Origin of the sequence: Gracilibacillus salinarum (assembly GCF_022919575.1) — a bacterium.
GTDB lineage: Bacteria > Bacillota > Bacilli > Bacillales > Amphibacillaceae > Gracilibacillus > Gracilibacillus salinarum.
Genome location: NZ_CP095071.1, coordinates 771,983 through 787,901, shown reverse-complemented (window position 1 = coordinate 787,901; position 15,919 = coordinate 771,983). Strand labels below are relative to the sequence as shown.

Annotated in this window: 15 protein-coding genes and 1 pseudogene; 13 read left to right on the top strand and 3 right to left on the bottom strand. The window is 37.0% G+C overall.

Going from position 1 to position 15,919, the window contains the following annotated elements:
• Nucleotides 1-29 precede the first annotated feature (29 nt).
• Both ku and MUN87_RS03985 read left to right on the top strand, forming a co-directional pair.
• A complete protein-coding gene (ku, locus tag MUN87_RS03990) occupies nt 30-878 on the top strand; it encodes a non-homologous end joining protein Ku (RefSeq protein WP_244746391.1) in 849 nt (282 codons plus the stop codon).
• Between the two features lie 389 nt (nt 879-1,267).
• Nucleotides 1,268-1,447: an H-type small acid-soluble spore protein gene (locus MUN87_RS03985; protein WP_244746390.1), complete on the top strand. Its 180-nt coding sequence runs from the start codon at nt 1,268-1,270 to the stop codon at nt 1,445-1,447.
• 312 nt (nt 1,448-1,759) lie between these two features.
• Here the strand turns inward: MUN87_RS03985 and comER are convergent, their stop codons facing one another.
• Nucleotides 1,760-2,581, bottom strand: coding sequence for a late competence protein ComER (gene comER, locus MUN87_RS03980; protein WP_244746389.1), 822 nt, complete (start codon nt 2,579-2,581; stop codon nt 1,760-1,762).
• Nucleotides 2,582-2,658: 77 nt separating this feature from the next.
• On the opposite strand from comER, the gene MUN87_RS03975 reads away from it, so the two are divergent.
• The 3 genes and pseudogenes from MUN87_RS03975 (at nt 2,659) to MUN87_RS03965 (ending at nt 6,070) form a co-directional block, all read left to right on the top strand.
• Entirely contained in the window at nt 2,659-3,252 is a 594-nt protein-coding gene (locus tag MUN87_RS03975; protein WP_244746388.1) for a helix-hairpin-helix domain-containing protein, read from the top strand.
• 65 nt (nt 3,253-3,317) lie between these two features.
• Nucleotides 3,318-3,770 (top strand): annotated as a pseudogene (locus tag MUN87_RS03970) (ComE operon protein 2); the annotation flags it as partial.
• Nucleotides 3,771-3,799: 29 nt separating this feature from the next.
• Nucleotides 3,800-6,070: a DNA internalization-related competence protein ComEC/Rec2 gene (locus MUN87_RS03965; RefSeq protein ID WP_244746386.1), complete on the top strand. Its 2,271-nt coding sequence runs from the start codon at nt 3,800-3,802 to the stop codon at nt 6,068-6,070.
• Nucleotides 6,071-6,173: 103 nt separating this feature from the next.
• On the opposite strand, the gene MUN87_RS03960 is transcribed toward MUN87_RS03965, so the two are convergent.
• The gene (locus MUN87_RS03960; protein ID WP_244716480.1) at nt 6,174-6,308 is read right to left on the bottom strand and encodes a YqzM family protein; all 135 of its coding nucleotides are present in this window, start codon (nt 6,306-6,308) and stop codon (nt 6,174-6,176) included.
• A 364-nt stretch (nt 6,309-6,672) separates the two neighbouring features.
• Here MUN87_RS03960 and holA point away from each other — a divergent pair, with 364 nt between their 5' ends.
• Entirely contained in the window at nt 6,673-7,710 is a 1,038-nt protein-coding gene (holA, locus tag MUN87_RS03955) for a DNA polymerase III subunit delta (RefSeq protein ID WP_244746385.1), read from the top strand.
• A 101-nt stretch (nt 7,711-7,811) separates the two neighbouring features.
• On the opposite strand, the gene rpsT is transcribed toward holA, so the two are convergent.
• Nucleotides 7,812-8,078 (bottom strand): 30S ribosomal protein S20, encoded by a 267-nt coding sequence (gene rpsT / locus MUN87_RS03950; protein ID WP_244746384.1) that lies wholly within the window; start codon nt 8,076-8,078, stop codon nt 7,812-7,814.
• A 232-nt stretch (nt 8,079-8,310) separates the two neighbouring features.
• Between rpsT and gpr the strand changes: the two genes are divergently transcribed.
• From gpr to grpE, 7 genes are all read left to right on the top strand, one after another.
• Complete coding sequence (gene gpr, locus MUN87_RS03945; RefSeq protein ID WP_439649656.1) at nt 8,311-9,354, top strand: GPR endopeptidase; 1,044 nt, start codon at nt 8,311-8,313, stop codon at nt 9,352-9,354.
• A 74-nt stretch (nt 9,355-9,428) separates the two neighbouring features.
• Nucleotides 9,429-10,610, top strand: coding sequence for a stage II sporulation protein P (gene spoIIP / locus MUN87_RS03940; protein WP_244746382.1), 1,182 nt, complete (start codon nt 9,429-9,431; stop codon nt 10,608-10,610).
• Complete coding sequence (locus MUN87_RS03935) at nt 10,603-10,932, top strand: hypothetical protein (RefSeq protein WP_244746381.1); 330 nt, start codon at nt 10,603-10,605, stop codon at nt 10,930-10,932. Before spoIIP ends, MUN87_RS03935 begins: the two co-directional genes overlap by 8 nt.
• 91 nt (nt 10,933-11,023) lie before the next feature.
• The gene (lepA, locus tag MUN87_RS03930) at nt 11,024-12,844 is read left to right on the top strand and encodes a translation elongation factor 4 (RefSeq protein ID WP_244746380.1); all 1,821 of its coding nucleotides are present in this window, start codon (nt 11,024-11,026) and stop codon (nt 12,842-12,844) included.
• 96 nt (nt 12,845-12,940) lie between these two features.
• Nucleotides 12,941-14,086, top strand: coding sequence for a radical SAM family heme chaperone HemW (gene hemW, locus MUN87_RS03925; protein ID WP_244746379.1), 1,146 nt, complete (start codon nt 12,941-12,943; stop codon nt 14,084-14,086).
• Between the two features lie 113 nt (nt 14,087-14,199).
• Nucleotides 14,200-15,222 carry a heat-inducible transcriptional repressor HrcA gene (gene hrcA / locus MUN87_RS03920; protein WP_244746378.1) on the top strand — a complete coding sequence of 341 codons (1,023 nt, stop codon included), beginning with the start codon at nt 14,200-14,202 and terminating at the stop codon, nt 15,220-15,222.
• 115 nt (nt 15,223-15,337) lie between these two features.
• Nucleotides 15,338-15,898 carry a nucleotide exchange factor GrpE gene (grpE, locus tag MUN87_RS03915; protein WP_244746377.1) on the top strand — a complete coding sequence of 187 codons (561 nt, stop codon included), beginning with the start codon at nt 15,338-15,340 and terminating at the stop codon, nt 15,896-15,898.
• Nucleotides 15,899-15,919: the final 21 nt, after the last annotated feature.

Below are 15,919 nucleotides of genomic sequence, written 5' to 3'. Positions count from 1 at the left end.
AAAAACTAGCTATAAAAAGAGGTGTTAGTATGCATACGATTTGGAAAGGCACAATTAGTTTTGGACTAGTTAATATCCCGATAAAACTACATTCTGCGACAGAGAATAAAGATATAAAACTGAAAAATTTACACAAGGAATGTCATTCACCGGTTAAATATGAGAAAGTATGTCCGGTTTGCGAAAAGGATATTGCGCAAGAGGATATGGTGAAGGGGTATGAATATACAAAAAATAAGTTTGTCGTGTTGGAACAGGAAGATCTAGAAGCACTAAAAGAGGAAAATGAAGAAAAAGCAGTGGACATTATTGAATTTGTCAAGTTAGAAGAAATTGATCCGATTTATTTCGATCGCAGTTATTATTTATCACCGAATGATGGGGGCACAAAAGCATATGCCTTGCTTCGGAATGCACTTGAGGAAACAGGCAAAATAGGATTGGCGAAAATTACAATCCGTTCTAAGCAACATTTGGCAGTGGTTCGCATTTATCATCATACATTGATTATGGAAACCATTTATTTTCCGGATGAAGTGCGTGATTTTAAAGAAGTTCCGAATGTTCCCGAAGAACCTTCCATCGTTGAGAAAGAATTAGAGACAGCTAAATTACTGATTGATCAACTAACTGCTACATTTGAACCAGAAAAATATCATGATGACTACCGAACAGCTTTGTTAGCTTTAATCGAAGAGAAAAAACAAGGAGAAGCAGTAACGACTGCAAAAGAGCCAGCACGTAAAGATAACGTGACGGACTTAATGCAAGCTTTAGAAAAATCATTATCTAAATCGAAAACAAAGAAAAAGAAATCAACTGCAAAAAAATCGAAAACCACGAAAAAATCGACTTCACAGAAAGCAAAAGCAAATTAAGTGCAGATCATGTGATACCTTTCCCCAACCATGCAAAAGAAAGGTATCACTTTCATTATCATCTATAGTTCAGCTATTCCTTAAAAGCTTGTCCACTTCAATATGGTACAATATAAATAAAGACTTCTGGGGGATCGATGATATGAATTTGAAAAAAATGATCATAATGGAACTTATTTATTCGATAGTTATTGGTGTGATACTTGGATTTCTGTTGGAAAATATGTTGATTGGATTAGCATTTGGTTTCGGGATTGGACTAGTTATGGTAGGGATTCTTTATTTAGTAAATAAATTTTTTATAAAATGACAGAAAATCAGTTGTACATACATACTTTTCCAATATCTAAACATACTACATACTGTTAACACAATAAGGAGGGGAAATAATGAATGCACAACGCGCACAGGAAATCATGGACTCTAAAGACATGTGTCATGTAACATGTAAAGGAAATCAAGTGTACATCGAACATGTTGACCAGGGTACGGGCAATGCAACCGTTCATGAACTAAATAAACCAGAACAGAAATACATGGTGTCTGTTGATGAGTTAATGGAGCAGTAGAGTTAGTGGATTCGTTAGCAACTGGAACAGAATCGTGCCCAGTTGCTAATTTATTTATGTTCCGATAAACAGAATATAGTGATTTTCAACATTTTTTTTAAAATCATAGCAGGAATTTCGTCATTTTTATCGAATAATATATAAAGGACAACTAATTATCGGAATAATGGAGTTGTTTTAAGACTGATGTATCAGACATAATTCTGCCATTTCTGCAAATTGATCGTTTATTGTCGCCTATAAGATCAAAACTAGTCGTAATTTGCGGTTTCCCGGGCAATATTTGAGGGGAATGCTACTATTTCCTATTCATTAACCTTCCATCAACTTCGCTATCATCTCCTTATCTTCTGAAAATTTTCCGTGTGTTGCTTTAACTAATTCCGGAAATAAATCACCAAGATTTGCTTCCATTGCAGCGATCCCAACCCCGGTTATGCCACCTTTAACACATACTTTTTCAATTAATTCGCTTAATGTAAAATGATTTTCTGAAAGTAATTTACCAAATCCTATAAACATTTTTTCCATTAATGCGGTTGCGTCTTCCGTGGTAATATCGGTTAACTTTGCAGCATGATGGATATAATTTTCTGCCAAAAACGCAAAAAATGCAGGACCGCAAGATACCATATCTGAAGTGATCCGAATGGTATTTTCTTCTATTTCAATTGGTTCAGAGAATCGTTGGCAGCGTTTGATAAATAATTCTTTTCTAGCAGGATCGATTCGATTTCCAAATGTTAATAATGTAACACCTGCAAGTGCATAATTTGTAATACTAGGTACCATTCTAGCTACCTGACACTCCACGATTGATTCAATTTCTTCTACAGACATTCCACTTGTTATGGATACGAGTAATTGATTGTCAGCAAGTACTGGTTTTATTTCTTCTAATACATTTACCATATCCTTAGGCTTTACACAAAGAAAGAGAGTATCCACTTCCTCCACTAATTCAAATATATTCTCCTTTACATGTATGTCTGTATAACGATGTTGTATAGCTTCAGCTTTCTCAATCGATCGGTTCGTAATATATAAATCATTTTGTGACAGAACGTTTGATTCGAGAAAAGCAGTTACTAAAACGGTCCCCATATTCCCCGTTCCGATTAGACCCCATTTCATCAGAAATCGCCTCCTGGATATTTTCTAACACTATCCTATGAACAACTTTACTATTCTATGATAAAGGAATGATAAACATGAGTTGGATTTTGAAAAATTGGTATGTGATAGTCGTAGTTGCCGCGATTGTAATTTGGCTGATTGTCGATCCATCTGTCGATAAATCTGATCGCAATGGGGAAGGAATCGTTATTGATGAAATGACAGCTTCAAACAATACATTAGAGAATCAACCTGAGACATCTCAAGAAGTGATGGTCGATATTAAAGGAGAAGTACAACAACCAGGTGTATATGTAATGGATGTGGATGATAGGGTACAGGATGTTGTTCAAAAGGCGGAAGGATTTACCGAGAAGGCGAATCAGGAATTGATTAATTTAGCCGAAAGGGTTTATGATGAAATGATCGTGCAAGTTCCTGATAAAAACTCTACAGATGCGGTATCGCTAACTGGCTCAATAGAAAAAAAAGAAAACAAAATAAGAATTAATGTAGCGGATGCCAGCGAAATTCAAACTATTCCAGGTATAGGAGAAGTGAAAGCACAGGCAATTATAGAATACAGGGAAACCAATGGTAACTTTAAAACAGTGGAAGAATTAACGAAAGTTTCAGGTATTGGTGATAAAACGGTAGAGAAAATGAAAGAATTTATTCTTGTTCCGTAGTTATTGACGCTTTATTGTTCACGCGTTACACTTTATTATATTGTGATTGGAAAGGGATGAATGGAATGGAGAGAATTTCTTGGCATCAATATTTTATGGCACAGAGTCACTTATTGGCGTTACGCAGCACATGCCAACGACTAATGGTAGGAGCTACAATTGTACGGGACAAGCGGATAATTGCTGGGGGCTATAATGGCAGTGTATCTGGTAGCGTTCATTGTATTGATGAGGGATGTTATGTGATTGATGGGCATTGTGTTCGTACCATACATGCTGAAATGAATGCCATTTTACAATGTGCTAAATTCGGTGCCTCAACGGAAAATGCAGAAATATATGTCACCCACTTTCCGTGTTTAAATTGTTGTAAAGCTATCATTCAAAGTGGTATTAAAACGGTTTATTATGCGGAAGATTACAAAAACCATCCATATGCCATCGAACTATTTGAAGAAGTAGGTGTGCATGTTGAAAAAGTGGAATTAGATCAATCTTACATATCTTTAAAACCTCAATAGACTGTGGAAAAGGGAGGTAATATGGATTGTATCAACGTTTACATTGGTATGTCATTATCTATTTAATTTGTGTTATCTTTAATGACGGTAATTTTTGGTGGATATTGCTGATTATGGCGGTGCTTGGGCTGATTCTGCATTATTGCTTTCGTTTTACCAATCTTTTTATTACCTCTCTGATACTTTTCGCTTTCTTCGCTTTTTTTCAAATCCCATCCTTAGATATAAGTAAATCATTAAATACTGCCTCTTCAACACTTCAAGGCAAGATTGTTTCGATGGTAGAAGAGCAAAGTCAATTTCTCCGGTTTACGTTAGAGACTTCAGATGAAAACCTCGTTCAAGTTTATTTATATCCTTCTACAGATCAATTTTCTTCAAATTTAGACATGTTTCGCACTGGTGCAACATGTCATTTAACAGGACAGTTCGATACAATCACTCCTAAGAGAAACCCTGGACAATTTGATTATAAGCATTATTTAGCTTCTCAAGGAATTCATTATCAATTTGTAATGGAACCAATATATAATAATGAATGCGAAGGTCAGTCTTTTCTCCAAAATGTTTATGACACTAGGAGACAGCACTTAAGTCAAATGAAAGAGCAGCTAAGTTCTGATACGTTCTCTTGGTATGCTGCGTTGTTGTTTGGTGATCGGCAATATTTAGATGATGAGATAGTTGCCCTTTTTCAGAATTGGAACCTTTCTCATTTACTTGCTATTTCAGGTTTACACGTAGGTTTTATTATAGCCATTACTTATTTTCTGTTGCTTTTTCTTTTTCGGATGACCTTGGAAAGGGCGCAACTATTAATTGGATGTTTCTTAATTTTGTATCCATTAATGGCTGGTGGAGCAGCCTCTGTATGGCGTGCAAGCTTGCTGGCAGTTGTATTAATTGCTATACATAAATCATCAGTGAAATTGGCCATAACTGATAGTCTAAGTATCGTTTTCCTGTTGATGGTGTTCGTCCATCCTTATAGTATCTATTCATTAGCTTTTCAATTCAGCTTTATGGTAACGTTTGCGATCATTTTATCCAGGAAGGTAATCTCAGGATCCTTAAGCTACACATGGATTGTAATAAGAATATCTCTTGTCAGTATGCTCGTTATTTTGCCATTTCAACTTCTTCATTTTTACCAGTTTCAGCCGCTTTCTGTTTTATTAAATCTTATCATCATACCCTATTTTACACTTATAGTCATGCCGTTTTTAATCGTTATATTCAGTTTGTCTTTCTTCTTACCTAGTGTTTTGTCCATTGCGGATCGTCTTTTTTTAGATATGCATGATAGTGTGATTGAAAATATCTATAAAATGAATGACTGGTTAAGTGTTCCGTGGGTTACAGGTGAATTTCCATCGGAATTTATTATTCCATATTACTGTCTGATGTACGTTATGTTTTATTTTTGGGAAAAAAAGCAATTAGTCCGATCATTTTTCTTCAGTGCAGCATTGGTCACTTTGTTAGTAATGATTACTATCAAACCTTATTTAAGTAAGTTCGGCTACGTAACAATGCTCGATATCGGACAGGGAGATGCCATCGTAGTAGAATTACCATATCGAAAGGGGGTAATAATCATCGATGCAGCAGGAACGATGTCAGCGGATTTCTCATCACCTTCCACTAAGAATTATGACCAAATCATTGACCCATTTTTAAAATCAAAAGGGATTACTGAGATTGATGCCATTATCCTTTCACATGAAGACCATGATCATATTGGAAGTGTTTCTGGTATTCTTAAGCATTACAACGTAAACGCAGTGATAACAAGTCCATTCTTTGATCAATCGCAATTAGTGGAGTGGAAGGGTATGAGTAGAGCAGACTTTATTACATTTAAAAGCGGAGATCAATTTTATATTGATAAGCAATTGTTTCAAGTGATTTCGCCTGTATTTGATATGTCAGATCCAAATGAAAATTCATTGGTGATAAAAACAGTGTTTGGAAAGGATACATGGCTATTTACCGGAGATATAGGAGAAAGTGGTGAAGCAGCTTTAGCCAAACAATTCCCTGGGGAAGAGGTTGATGTCTTAAAAGTGGCTCATCATGGCAGTAAGACGTCAACTTCAGAAAATTATTTAGACACGATCCAGCCAAAGCTTGCGTTAATTTCTGTTGGAGTAAATAACAGATATGGCCATCCCGATCAAGAGGTAGTTGACCGTCTGCTGAAAAATGGAATAAAAATTTTAAGGACAGACATAAATGGTGCAATTATCTATAAATTTTCTTCAAATAGTGGAACAGTTTCAACCTACTTACCATAGGATAATGTAGCAAGAGCAAGGAATGGTTTACACATGTTTTCTTACGATCGCTAGAAGGATTGGCCATAAAAAAACGAGACTAAAGAGCTTAGCCTCGTTCCTATTATGATGCAATTGCGTCAAATACAACGCCGATAAAGAAAATGATCATGAAAAATACAAATGAAAACACAAAACCAAATCCTGCATCGAAAATGTCGTGACGTTTCGACTGTACGTCCTTTTCAAATTCATTCATTCAGGCTACCTCCTTTTGCATCTAAGTATCTCTAAAAACTTAGCGTCGCATGCCATTTAATTATTTCATCCTTATCACAGGATTCCCTTACTTAGCAAGAGTTAACACCTATATATTTGGGTTATTAGGTCAATCTATATGTAAGAAAATATCGCAACTTGATTAGTTACCTGGGGCTAGTGAAGTTGCGTTGATATAGATTGAGGAGGGAAGGATGATGACGCTTCCCTCTTTTATTAGTATGTATCCAAATACAGCGTTACATGCTGACAGCTTTTCATTACATCCATCTTATTATACAATAAAACATATTGAAGTTTTTTTCAACTTTTTATTAAACAGTTTATATAGTGGAGTGGAGCGCATGAGTTACATAAGTTGTATTGAAGAAATGAAAAAAAAGAAATTTGCTCCTGTTTATTATTTCTACGGAACAGAGACGTATATGATAGAGGCCTTAAAACAAGCTTTATTATCCAATGGCCTAGAGAAAGAAGAGAAGGATACAAATTTCGAGGTATATGATTTAGAGGAGTCATCGATTCAGGAAGTTATCACAGATGCAGAGACATTTCCTTTCTTTGGTGAGCGAAAGATTATTTTGGCTACGAATGCATCATTTTTAAAGGCAAAACCACCCAAAATGGAAGTTGGGCATCGGCCGGAAGTCCTGATTAATTATTTGGAAAACCCGGCACCGTATTCGATCCTTGTTTTAATTGCACCTTTCGAAAAAGTCGATGAACGAAAAAAAGTTGTGAAACGATTGAAGAAAGAGGCCAATGCTGTTTCTTGTGAACCATTGAAAGAATGGGATTTGCAGAAAGTAATAACTTCTATTGCGAAACAGCACAATGTGAAGGTTTCGGAACAAGTTATTTCTTATTTTATTAATGAAATTGGGACAAACATGATGATTATAAATTCTGAAATGGAAAAACTCGCGTTATATGTAGGGGAAGGTAATGAGATAAGGCTAGAAGATGCCCAACTGCTATTGTCGAGTCAAGAGAATAGTTCGTCATTCAAATTAATGGACGCGATCATGAATAATGATCTAGCAAAAGCAATCGATATTACAAAGGATCTGGAAAAGATGAATGAAGAGCCCATTGCGTTAATTGCCCTTATTGCGTCTCAATTCAGAACACTGATGCATGTAAAAATATTAAAGCAAAAAGGATATACGCAGCAACAGATGGCAACTCAACTTAAGGTGCATCCATATGTGGCTAAATTATCGATTCAAAGACAAGCTAAATTCCAATTAAAAGAATTAAAGCAAGCAATCGATCTTCTCACCGAAACGGATGCCCAAATCAAATCAGGGAAAATGGATAAATCGTTAGCATTTGAATTATTACTTTATCAATTAATTGCTAAAAGACAACATGTATCTTGATTTAGCCGTATTGAGGTTCCGTTATTGTCATATTCATATTGATTTCGGACATTTTTTTAGCTAATAAAAACCACAACAGTTAAGTCTGTTGTGGTTATTTATTATGCGCTCAAGTTGTTAACTTGCTGAGCTAAGCGGGATTTTTGACGGTCACCTTTGTTTTGGTGAATTAATCCTTTTTGTACCGCTTTATCAATTTTCTTCACTGCTGTTTGAAGAGCAGCTTTTGCATTTTCAACATCTTTACTTTCCACTAATGCTTCCACTTTCTTAATATGGGAACGCATGTCTGCTTTAAATGATTGGTTTTGTAGACGATGTTCTTCATTAACACGTACTCGTTTGATAGCTGATTTAATATTAGCCAATGTCTTCACCTCCATCTTACTTCATAGCCTATCTTATGTTAGGTCAAATGACATTTTACCAAAGCTTCGGCTACTTTTCAATAAAAATCGTCGTTAATTCCGAAATAACGTTACGTGTATCAATTTTGATTCAGTCGGTCAAACTATAAAAAATAAATGCAGAGAGGTGTTTCACTTGGAAAATCAAGAGAAATTTGAAGTTCGAACAGATCTTGCAGTTGAGGCGAAAGAAATGTATGTCAATCAGAACGAAAATCAAAATCAGAAACAAGAAATAGAAGGAGTTACGATTAAAGAAGACAAAATTGGAAATATCGGTTTAACAAATGTAGATGTAGATGAAAGTGGTGCTCAACACATTGGAAAGAATCCAGGCTCATACAGAACCATTTATTCGGAGGCCATCAAAAAACAGGATACAAAACTTCAGGAAGAAACGGCAAAAGTTGTTGCCAAGCAGATCATTGAGTTGCTGGACAAAAACAATGTCCCTGCAGATGCAGCTGGTTTAATAGTTGGCCTTGGAAACCGAAATGTTACGCCGGATGCATTAGGACCACTTGCTATCGAAAAGGTATTGGTTACGAATCATTTGTTTGTACATGAACCGCAATATGTTCAAGAAGGTTATCGTAAAGTGGCAACCATTGTGCCAGGAGTAATGGGAGTTACTGGGATTGAAACGAGCGACATTATTAAAGGTGTGATAGAGAAATATAAACCAGGATTTGTTATTGCAATTGATGCATTAGCGTCCCGGTCAATCGAACGAGTTAATGCCACAATTCAACTATCCGACGCCGGCATACATCCAGGGTCTGGAGTTGGAAATAAGCGCAAGGAATTAAGTCAAGCAACACTTGGTATTCCAGTGTTTGCAATCGGTGTTCCAACCGTTGTTGATGCAGTAACCATTACAAGTGATGCCATCGATTATGTCCTAAAGCATATCGGAAAAGAATGGAAGGAAAAAGACAAACCATCCAAATCTTTAACACCTGCTGGTATGTCATTTGGAAACAGACAGTTAAGTGATGAAGATCTTCCTTCCATAGAGAAACGGGAAAAGATTTTTGGAATGATTGGTTCTCTTACAGATGAGGAAAAACGATCCTTAATGCAAGAGGTGCTGACACCGCTCGGTCATAATTTAATGGTAACGCCAAAAGAAGTAGATGGTTATATAGAAGATATGGCTCATTTAATAGCTGAAGCAATCAACGCTGCTATGCATAAAAATGTAAATATTAATAATTTTGCACAATATACGAGATAATATCAGGTTCTACTTTCTATCGAATCATCATAAGATTTACTAGACATGATAGAGGAGATAGGAAGGAGAACGTTATGCAACGACCTAATCGATTTCGCAAAAGAGTATATTTCTTTTCCCAGCACAAATTACTGATCATCATTTCGTCTTTTATTACCGCATTTTTTGCCATGTTTATTTTGATTGGGATGTTAACAAGTGTCGATCCCAGCTATCGTGTTGCTTCTAATACGGTAAAAAAATGGACTACAAATGTAGCGGAAGAACATTTTTTAACGTTAATGTCAATGGAGAATCGCATGTTTAAAGAAGCGTTACCGGAAGATAAACCGCCGATAGACATGTGGAAGGTCATGTTCGAATTAGGAACGAACGTACGCATGCATGATGTTCGCAGTTTACTCGGACGAGAATTGCCAGGTTTTGAAATGTATGACAGACAAATTCTAATAGCTGGGGAAGGCACGGATTATACAAACTTAACAGTCGAATCAACACCTCCTCTTGATATTGTACTAGAGGATAGAGAAGCTACCGAACCGGAAGAAAAGCAAGATAACAAACCAGTGGAAGAGCAGGAAAAAACGACAGGAGAGCGAGACGTCGTCTTTATCTATAATACACATAATCGTGAGTCTTTCTTGCCTTATTTACCGGATACGGATGATCCGAATGATGCTTTTCATCGCGAGGTTAATATTACGAAAGTAAGCGAACAGTTAGCAAAAGATCTTGAAAGGTTTGGTATTGGAGCACAAGTGGATAAAACCGATATCGGGTCTATTCTGAATGAAAAAGGGTGGGATTACTCAGCGGATTCTTATCGGGCATCGAAAGAAGTTGTGGAAGCGGCTCTCACTAATAATAAAGAAGTTAACTTTATATTCGACCTTCATCGTGACAGTATGAGAAAAGATGTTACCACAATAGATATAAACGGAAAATCATACGCGAAAATGATGTTTGTCATCGGTGGTGACAACCCAGAACACGAAAAGAATGCGGCACTCGCTAAAGCGTTACAGGACAAACTGGATGAGGAATACCCTGGACTAAGTCGTGGTGTAGAAATGTACGGCGGCGCAGGAAGAAACGGTGTATATAACCAGGATTTATCAGATAACGCGTTAACTATCGAATTTGGTGGCGTTGATAACACGATGGAAGAACTGTACAACACCTCAGAAGTTTTTGCAGAAATTTTTAGTGAATATTACTGGAATGCGGAAAGAGTTTCTGGAGAAGGGGATGAATAAGGTGAAGTATTTTTTCTATCTGTTGTTATTAAGTATTTGCTTTTCCATCGGTATGTATCTTGGAATGGACCGTAGTGGCGAGACTGCCACTGCGGAAGGTTCAACTGCTGAACAGGAAGTAGAAGAAGTAGCAGTTAGTCAGATTGACCAAATGAATCGCGAGGCTATCATGGAGGAAGTAGAAAAGAATGGTGTTGCAGAAAAAGAATTTGAGCCTGCGTTTATTCATTCTGTTGCCAATAAAGGGGAAACGGTTGTCAAACATTTCTTTAATCAGATTGTTCATGCAACGTATGCGGTGGTAGATGGTTTGTTTTCATAACACCAACTGTTATTAAGAGATATTTATGTTGAACATCCACGGTTTCACTGCTATAATCAATGCTAGTATTGTGGTCAAATATAGGAGTTGAATGACATTGACGAACATTAGAAATCAAAAAAAGGTGCGTAATTTTTCTATTATCGCACATATTGATCACGGAAAATCTACTTTAGCAGATCGTATTCTGGAGAAAACGAAAGCTTTAACATCTCGAGAAATGAAGGAACAGTTCCTGGATGCGATGGATTTAGAACGTGAACGTGGAATCACCATAAAACTAAATGCAGTACAGTTGAAATATGATCGTGGTGGTGGAGACGACTATTTATTCCATTTAATTGATACACCAGGACACGTCGATTTTACATATGAAGTATCTCGTAGCTTAGCGGCTTGTGAAGGTGCTATTCTGGTTGTGGATGCTGCTCAAGGAATAGAGGCGCAGACACTTGCAAATGTGTATCTGGCGCTTGATAATGATCTGGAAATCATACCTGTCATTAATAAAATTGATCTGCCTAGTGCAGATCCTGATCGTGTTAAACAAGAAATTACTGACGTGATTGGTATTGATGGCGATGAAGCTATTTTGGCCAGTGCTAAATCTGGTATCGGAATTGAAGAAATACTTGATGCGATTGTAGAAAGAATACCAGAACCGCAGGGTGACCCTGAAGAACCGTTAAAAGCCCTTATCTTTGATTCTTTGTATGATCCTTATCGTGGAGTTGTCGCGTATATTTGTGTAAAGGAAGGATCAGTTAAAGTAGGCGACAAGATAAAAATGATGGCAACTGGCAAGGAATTTGAAGTGAATGAAGTTGGCGTATTTAATCCGAAGCCGATTCAATTGGATGAATTAACAGTTGGAGATGTTGGCTACTTAACAGCATCGATAAAAAATGTAGGAGATTCACGCGTAGGGGATACGATCACTCTTGCTAACAATCCTGCACCAGAACCATTGCCAGGTTATCGTAGATTAAATCCAATGGTATTCTGTGGCTTATACCCAGTGGATGCAGATAAATATAATGATTTACGTGAAGCTCTAGAAAGACTTGAATTAAACGATTCTTCGTTGCAATATGAAGCAGAAACTTCTCAGGCGCTAGGTTTTGGTTTCCGTTGTGGCTTCCTTGGTTTGCTTCACATGGAAATTATTCAAGAACGTATTGAACGAGAATTTGGTATTGATTTAATCACTACCGCACCAAGTGTTATTTATCAGGTGATTAAGACAGACGGTGAAGAAGTATCGATCGATAATCCATCATTTATGCCTGATAATCAATCGATTCAAGAAGTACAGGAACCTTATGTAAAGGCGACGATTATGGTTCCAAATGATTTTGTTGGACCAGTAATGGAAATTTGCCAGAAAAAACGTGGCGATTTCATGGATATGCAATATTTAGATGATAATCGCGTGAATGTTGTCTATGAAATTCCGTTATCTGAAATTGTGTATGACTTCTTCGATCAGTTAAAATCACAAACGAAAGGATATGCTTCGTTCGATTATGAAATGATTGGTTATAAAACCTCCAATTTAGTAAAAATGGATATCCTGTTAAATGGTGATACGATCGATGCATTGTCCTTTATCGTGCACAGAGATTTTGCTTTTGAACGCGGTAAACAAATTGCAGATAAGCTAAAAAAATTAATTCCGCGTCAACAATTCGAGGTTCCGATTCAGGCAGCAATTGGTAATAAAATCGTTGCCAGAACGAATATTAAAGCAATGCGTAAGAACGTTCTGAGTAAATGTTACGGTGGGGATATCTCCAGAAAACGTAAACTTTTAGAAAAGCAAAAAGAAGGTAAAAAACGTATGAAAATGGTCGGCTCTGTAGAAGTCCCTCAAGAAGCATTTATGGCAGTATTAAAAATGGATGATGAATAAACCATCTTAAACCCTTGTCAATTGACAAGGGTTTTGCCGTACAAGATCATTACATCAGGAATGTTTGTCATACAGCTAAAAAAGGAGGTATCAGTAGTGGTTTCATCCGCGTATATTCATATTCCCTTCTGTGAAAAAATCTGTCATTATTGTGATTTTACAAAGTTTTTTTATGATGAAAAAATGGCAGATGACTATTTAATCGCATTAGAAAATGAAATGAAAGCCTATATTCATAAACCAAAAAAGAAAATGGAAACCATCTTTGTCGGCGGAGGTACTCCGACAGCACTAAATGAAAAGCAATTAACGAAACTGGTACAAATAATTAACCATTATTTTGATGTATCAACAGTCAGTGAGTATTCCTTCGAAGCAAATCCTGGGGACTTAACCAATGAAAAAATTAACATATTACGTGCTTACGGCGTTAACCGTATTTCCATGGGTGTTCAAGTGCTCGATAATGATATGTTGGAACAACTTGGAAGGTTGCATAGAGTGAAGGATGTATACGAAAATGTCAATGGATTAATAAAGGCAGGTATCGATAATATTAGTATCGACTTAATGTACAGTCTTCCCAATCAATCTGTTGAAGGTTTTAACCAAACCTTACAAGAAGCATTACAGTTTCACCTCCCGCATTATTCGGCTTACTCGCTGCAAATAGAACCGAAGACTATCTTCTATCAGCGGTACATGAAGGGAAAACTATCAAAACCACCAGAAGAAATAGAGGCAGATATGTATGCATTGCTGCGAAGTGAAATGCGTGCTAATGGCATTCATCAATATGAAATAAGTAATTTTGCCAAGCCAGGATTTGAAAGTCAGCATAATTTGGTGTATTGGAACAATCAATATTACTTTGGTTTCGGAGCAGGGGCTCACGGGTATCTACCAGGTGAGCGCATTATAAATATCCGTCCTTTTCCGAAGTATGTCGAAGCCGCCAATAACACTGGAAAACCTGTCCTTCATATTGAGCATATTGGACGTAAGGAACAGATTGAAGAAGAGATGTTTCTTGGACTGAGAAAGAGTGAAGGAGTTTCGATCGACGCCTTTGAACAAAAATATCAAATTCCGCTAAATGATTTATATGGAGAAGAGTTACGCACTCTGAAACAAAAGGGATGGATTGACATAACTAGCAGCTTTGTAAAGTTAACAGAGGAAGGCAAACCATTTGGTAATGAAGTATTCCAAAGCTTTTTGTTAGATGATAATGCGGTCTAGCTTTTAAATCTTTATTTTTCCGTGTTTCTTAATTGACAATTAAGATTGGATTTGATAATTTATTAGTAGAATTAGCACTCAAGGAATTAGAGTGCTAACAGAGGTGATCATCGATGCTTACAGATAGACAAATACAAATTTTGCAGGTTATTATTGATGAGTTCATCCAGACGGCACAACCGATTGGATCAAGGGCAATAGCGAAAAAAGAATCTATCTCATTCAGTCCCGCTACGATCCGGAACGAGATGGCTGATTTGGAGGAGATGGGGTTTATTGAGAAGACCCATACTTCTTCTGGTCGAGTGCCGTCCGAGAAGGGGTATCGTTTCTATGTCGATCATTTAATGTCGCCCTTTCGATTATCAAATCGTGACATGAATATGATTAAACATACTTTTGAGCGGGAAATGATAGAATTTGAAAGAGTTGTTCAGAAATCAGCAAGAATTATGTCTGATCTGACCAATTATACTTCGATTATTCTCGGTCCGGAAGTGTTTCACACCACGTTAAAACAAATACAGCTGATCAGTTTATCCAACAGTACTGCTGTCGCGATCCTGGTAACTAACACGGGACATGTGGAGCACAGGTATTTTAATGTGCCTGCTGCGATGCTATCAACCGATTTGGAGAAGTTGGTAAACATTTTGAATGATCGACTTGTAGGAGTCCCGATTATTCAGTTGCAACAGAAACTATTTGGAGAAGTCGCACAGCTTTTGCAACAATACAGTGCTGATTTTGAAACGACTTATTCCTATTTACAAGAAGCGTTACTGGAGAAACAGCCGGTTAAGCTTTACATGGATGGGAAGACAAATATTATGTTGCAGCCCGAATTTCATGATGTTCATAAAATACAATCTTTGTATTCGATGATGGAGCGCGAGGATGAAATGGCCAATCTGCTCCGAACATCTGGTCAAGGGTTAAAGGTAGTTATCGGGCAAGAAAATCGTATAGATGCAATGCAGGATTGCAGCTTAATTACGGCCACTTATTCACTGGGGGAGGACCAATTCGGTACAATTGCCCTGTTAGGACCTACCCGAATGGAATATTCCAGAGTGGTTTCCTTATTGAATGTCCTGTCAAAGCAATTAAGCAAAACGTTTGATTCATGGTACTAACATGTGTAAGGGTATGGTGAAATCCCGTACTCTTTTCTCATGTGTGTATAAAGTTTGATTCTTTTAAGAAAGTATGTTTAGCTATACAGTGGTTTTTATCTAGGAGGTGACAGTAATGCAAGAAAAAGATGTCAATCAAAACGAACAAGAAGAAGTAATCGAAGATGCAGAACAAGAATTGGTGAGTGATGAAGAAACAGCTACAGTTACTCAAACAGATGTAAGTGAAGAAGAAATTCAGGCACTCCAAGCTGAAAAAGACGACTTACAGAACCGTCTTCTTCGGGTTCAGGCAGAGTATGATAATTTCAGAAAACGAACCAAGAAAGAGAAAGAAGCGGACTTAAAATATAAATCTCAATCCGTTGTCACAGAATTACTCCCCGTACTTGATAACTTTGAGCGCGCTCTTCAGGTCGAAGTTGATGACCAGGCAGCTAAAGGTGTGGTAGATGGTCTGGCGATGGTGTACCGTCAGTTAAAGACAGTACTAGAAAATGAAGGTGTGTCTGAAATTGAGACAGACGGTCAATATTTTGATCCGAATCTTCATCAAGCCGTTATGCAAGTGGAAGAAGAAGGTTTTGAATCAAATCAAATTGTCGACACTATGCAAAAAGGCTATCAATTGAAAGATAGAGTAATTCGACCAGCAATGGTTAAAGTAAATCAATAATTACATATGATGTGAAGGAGG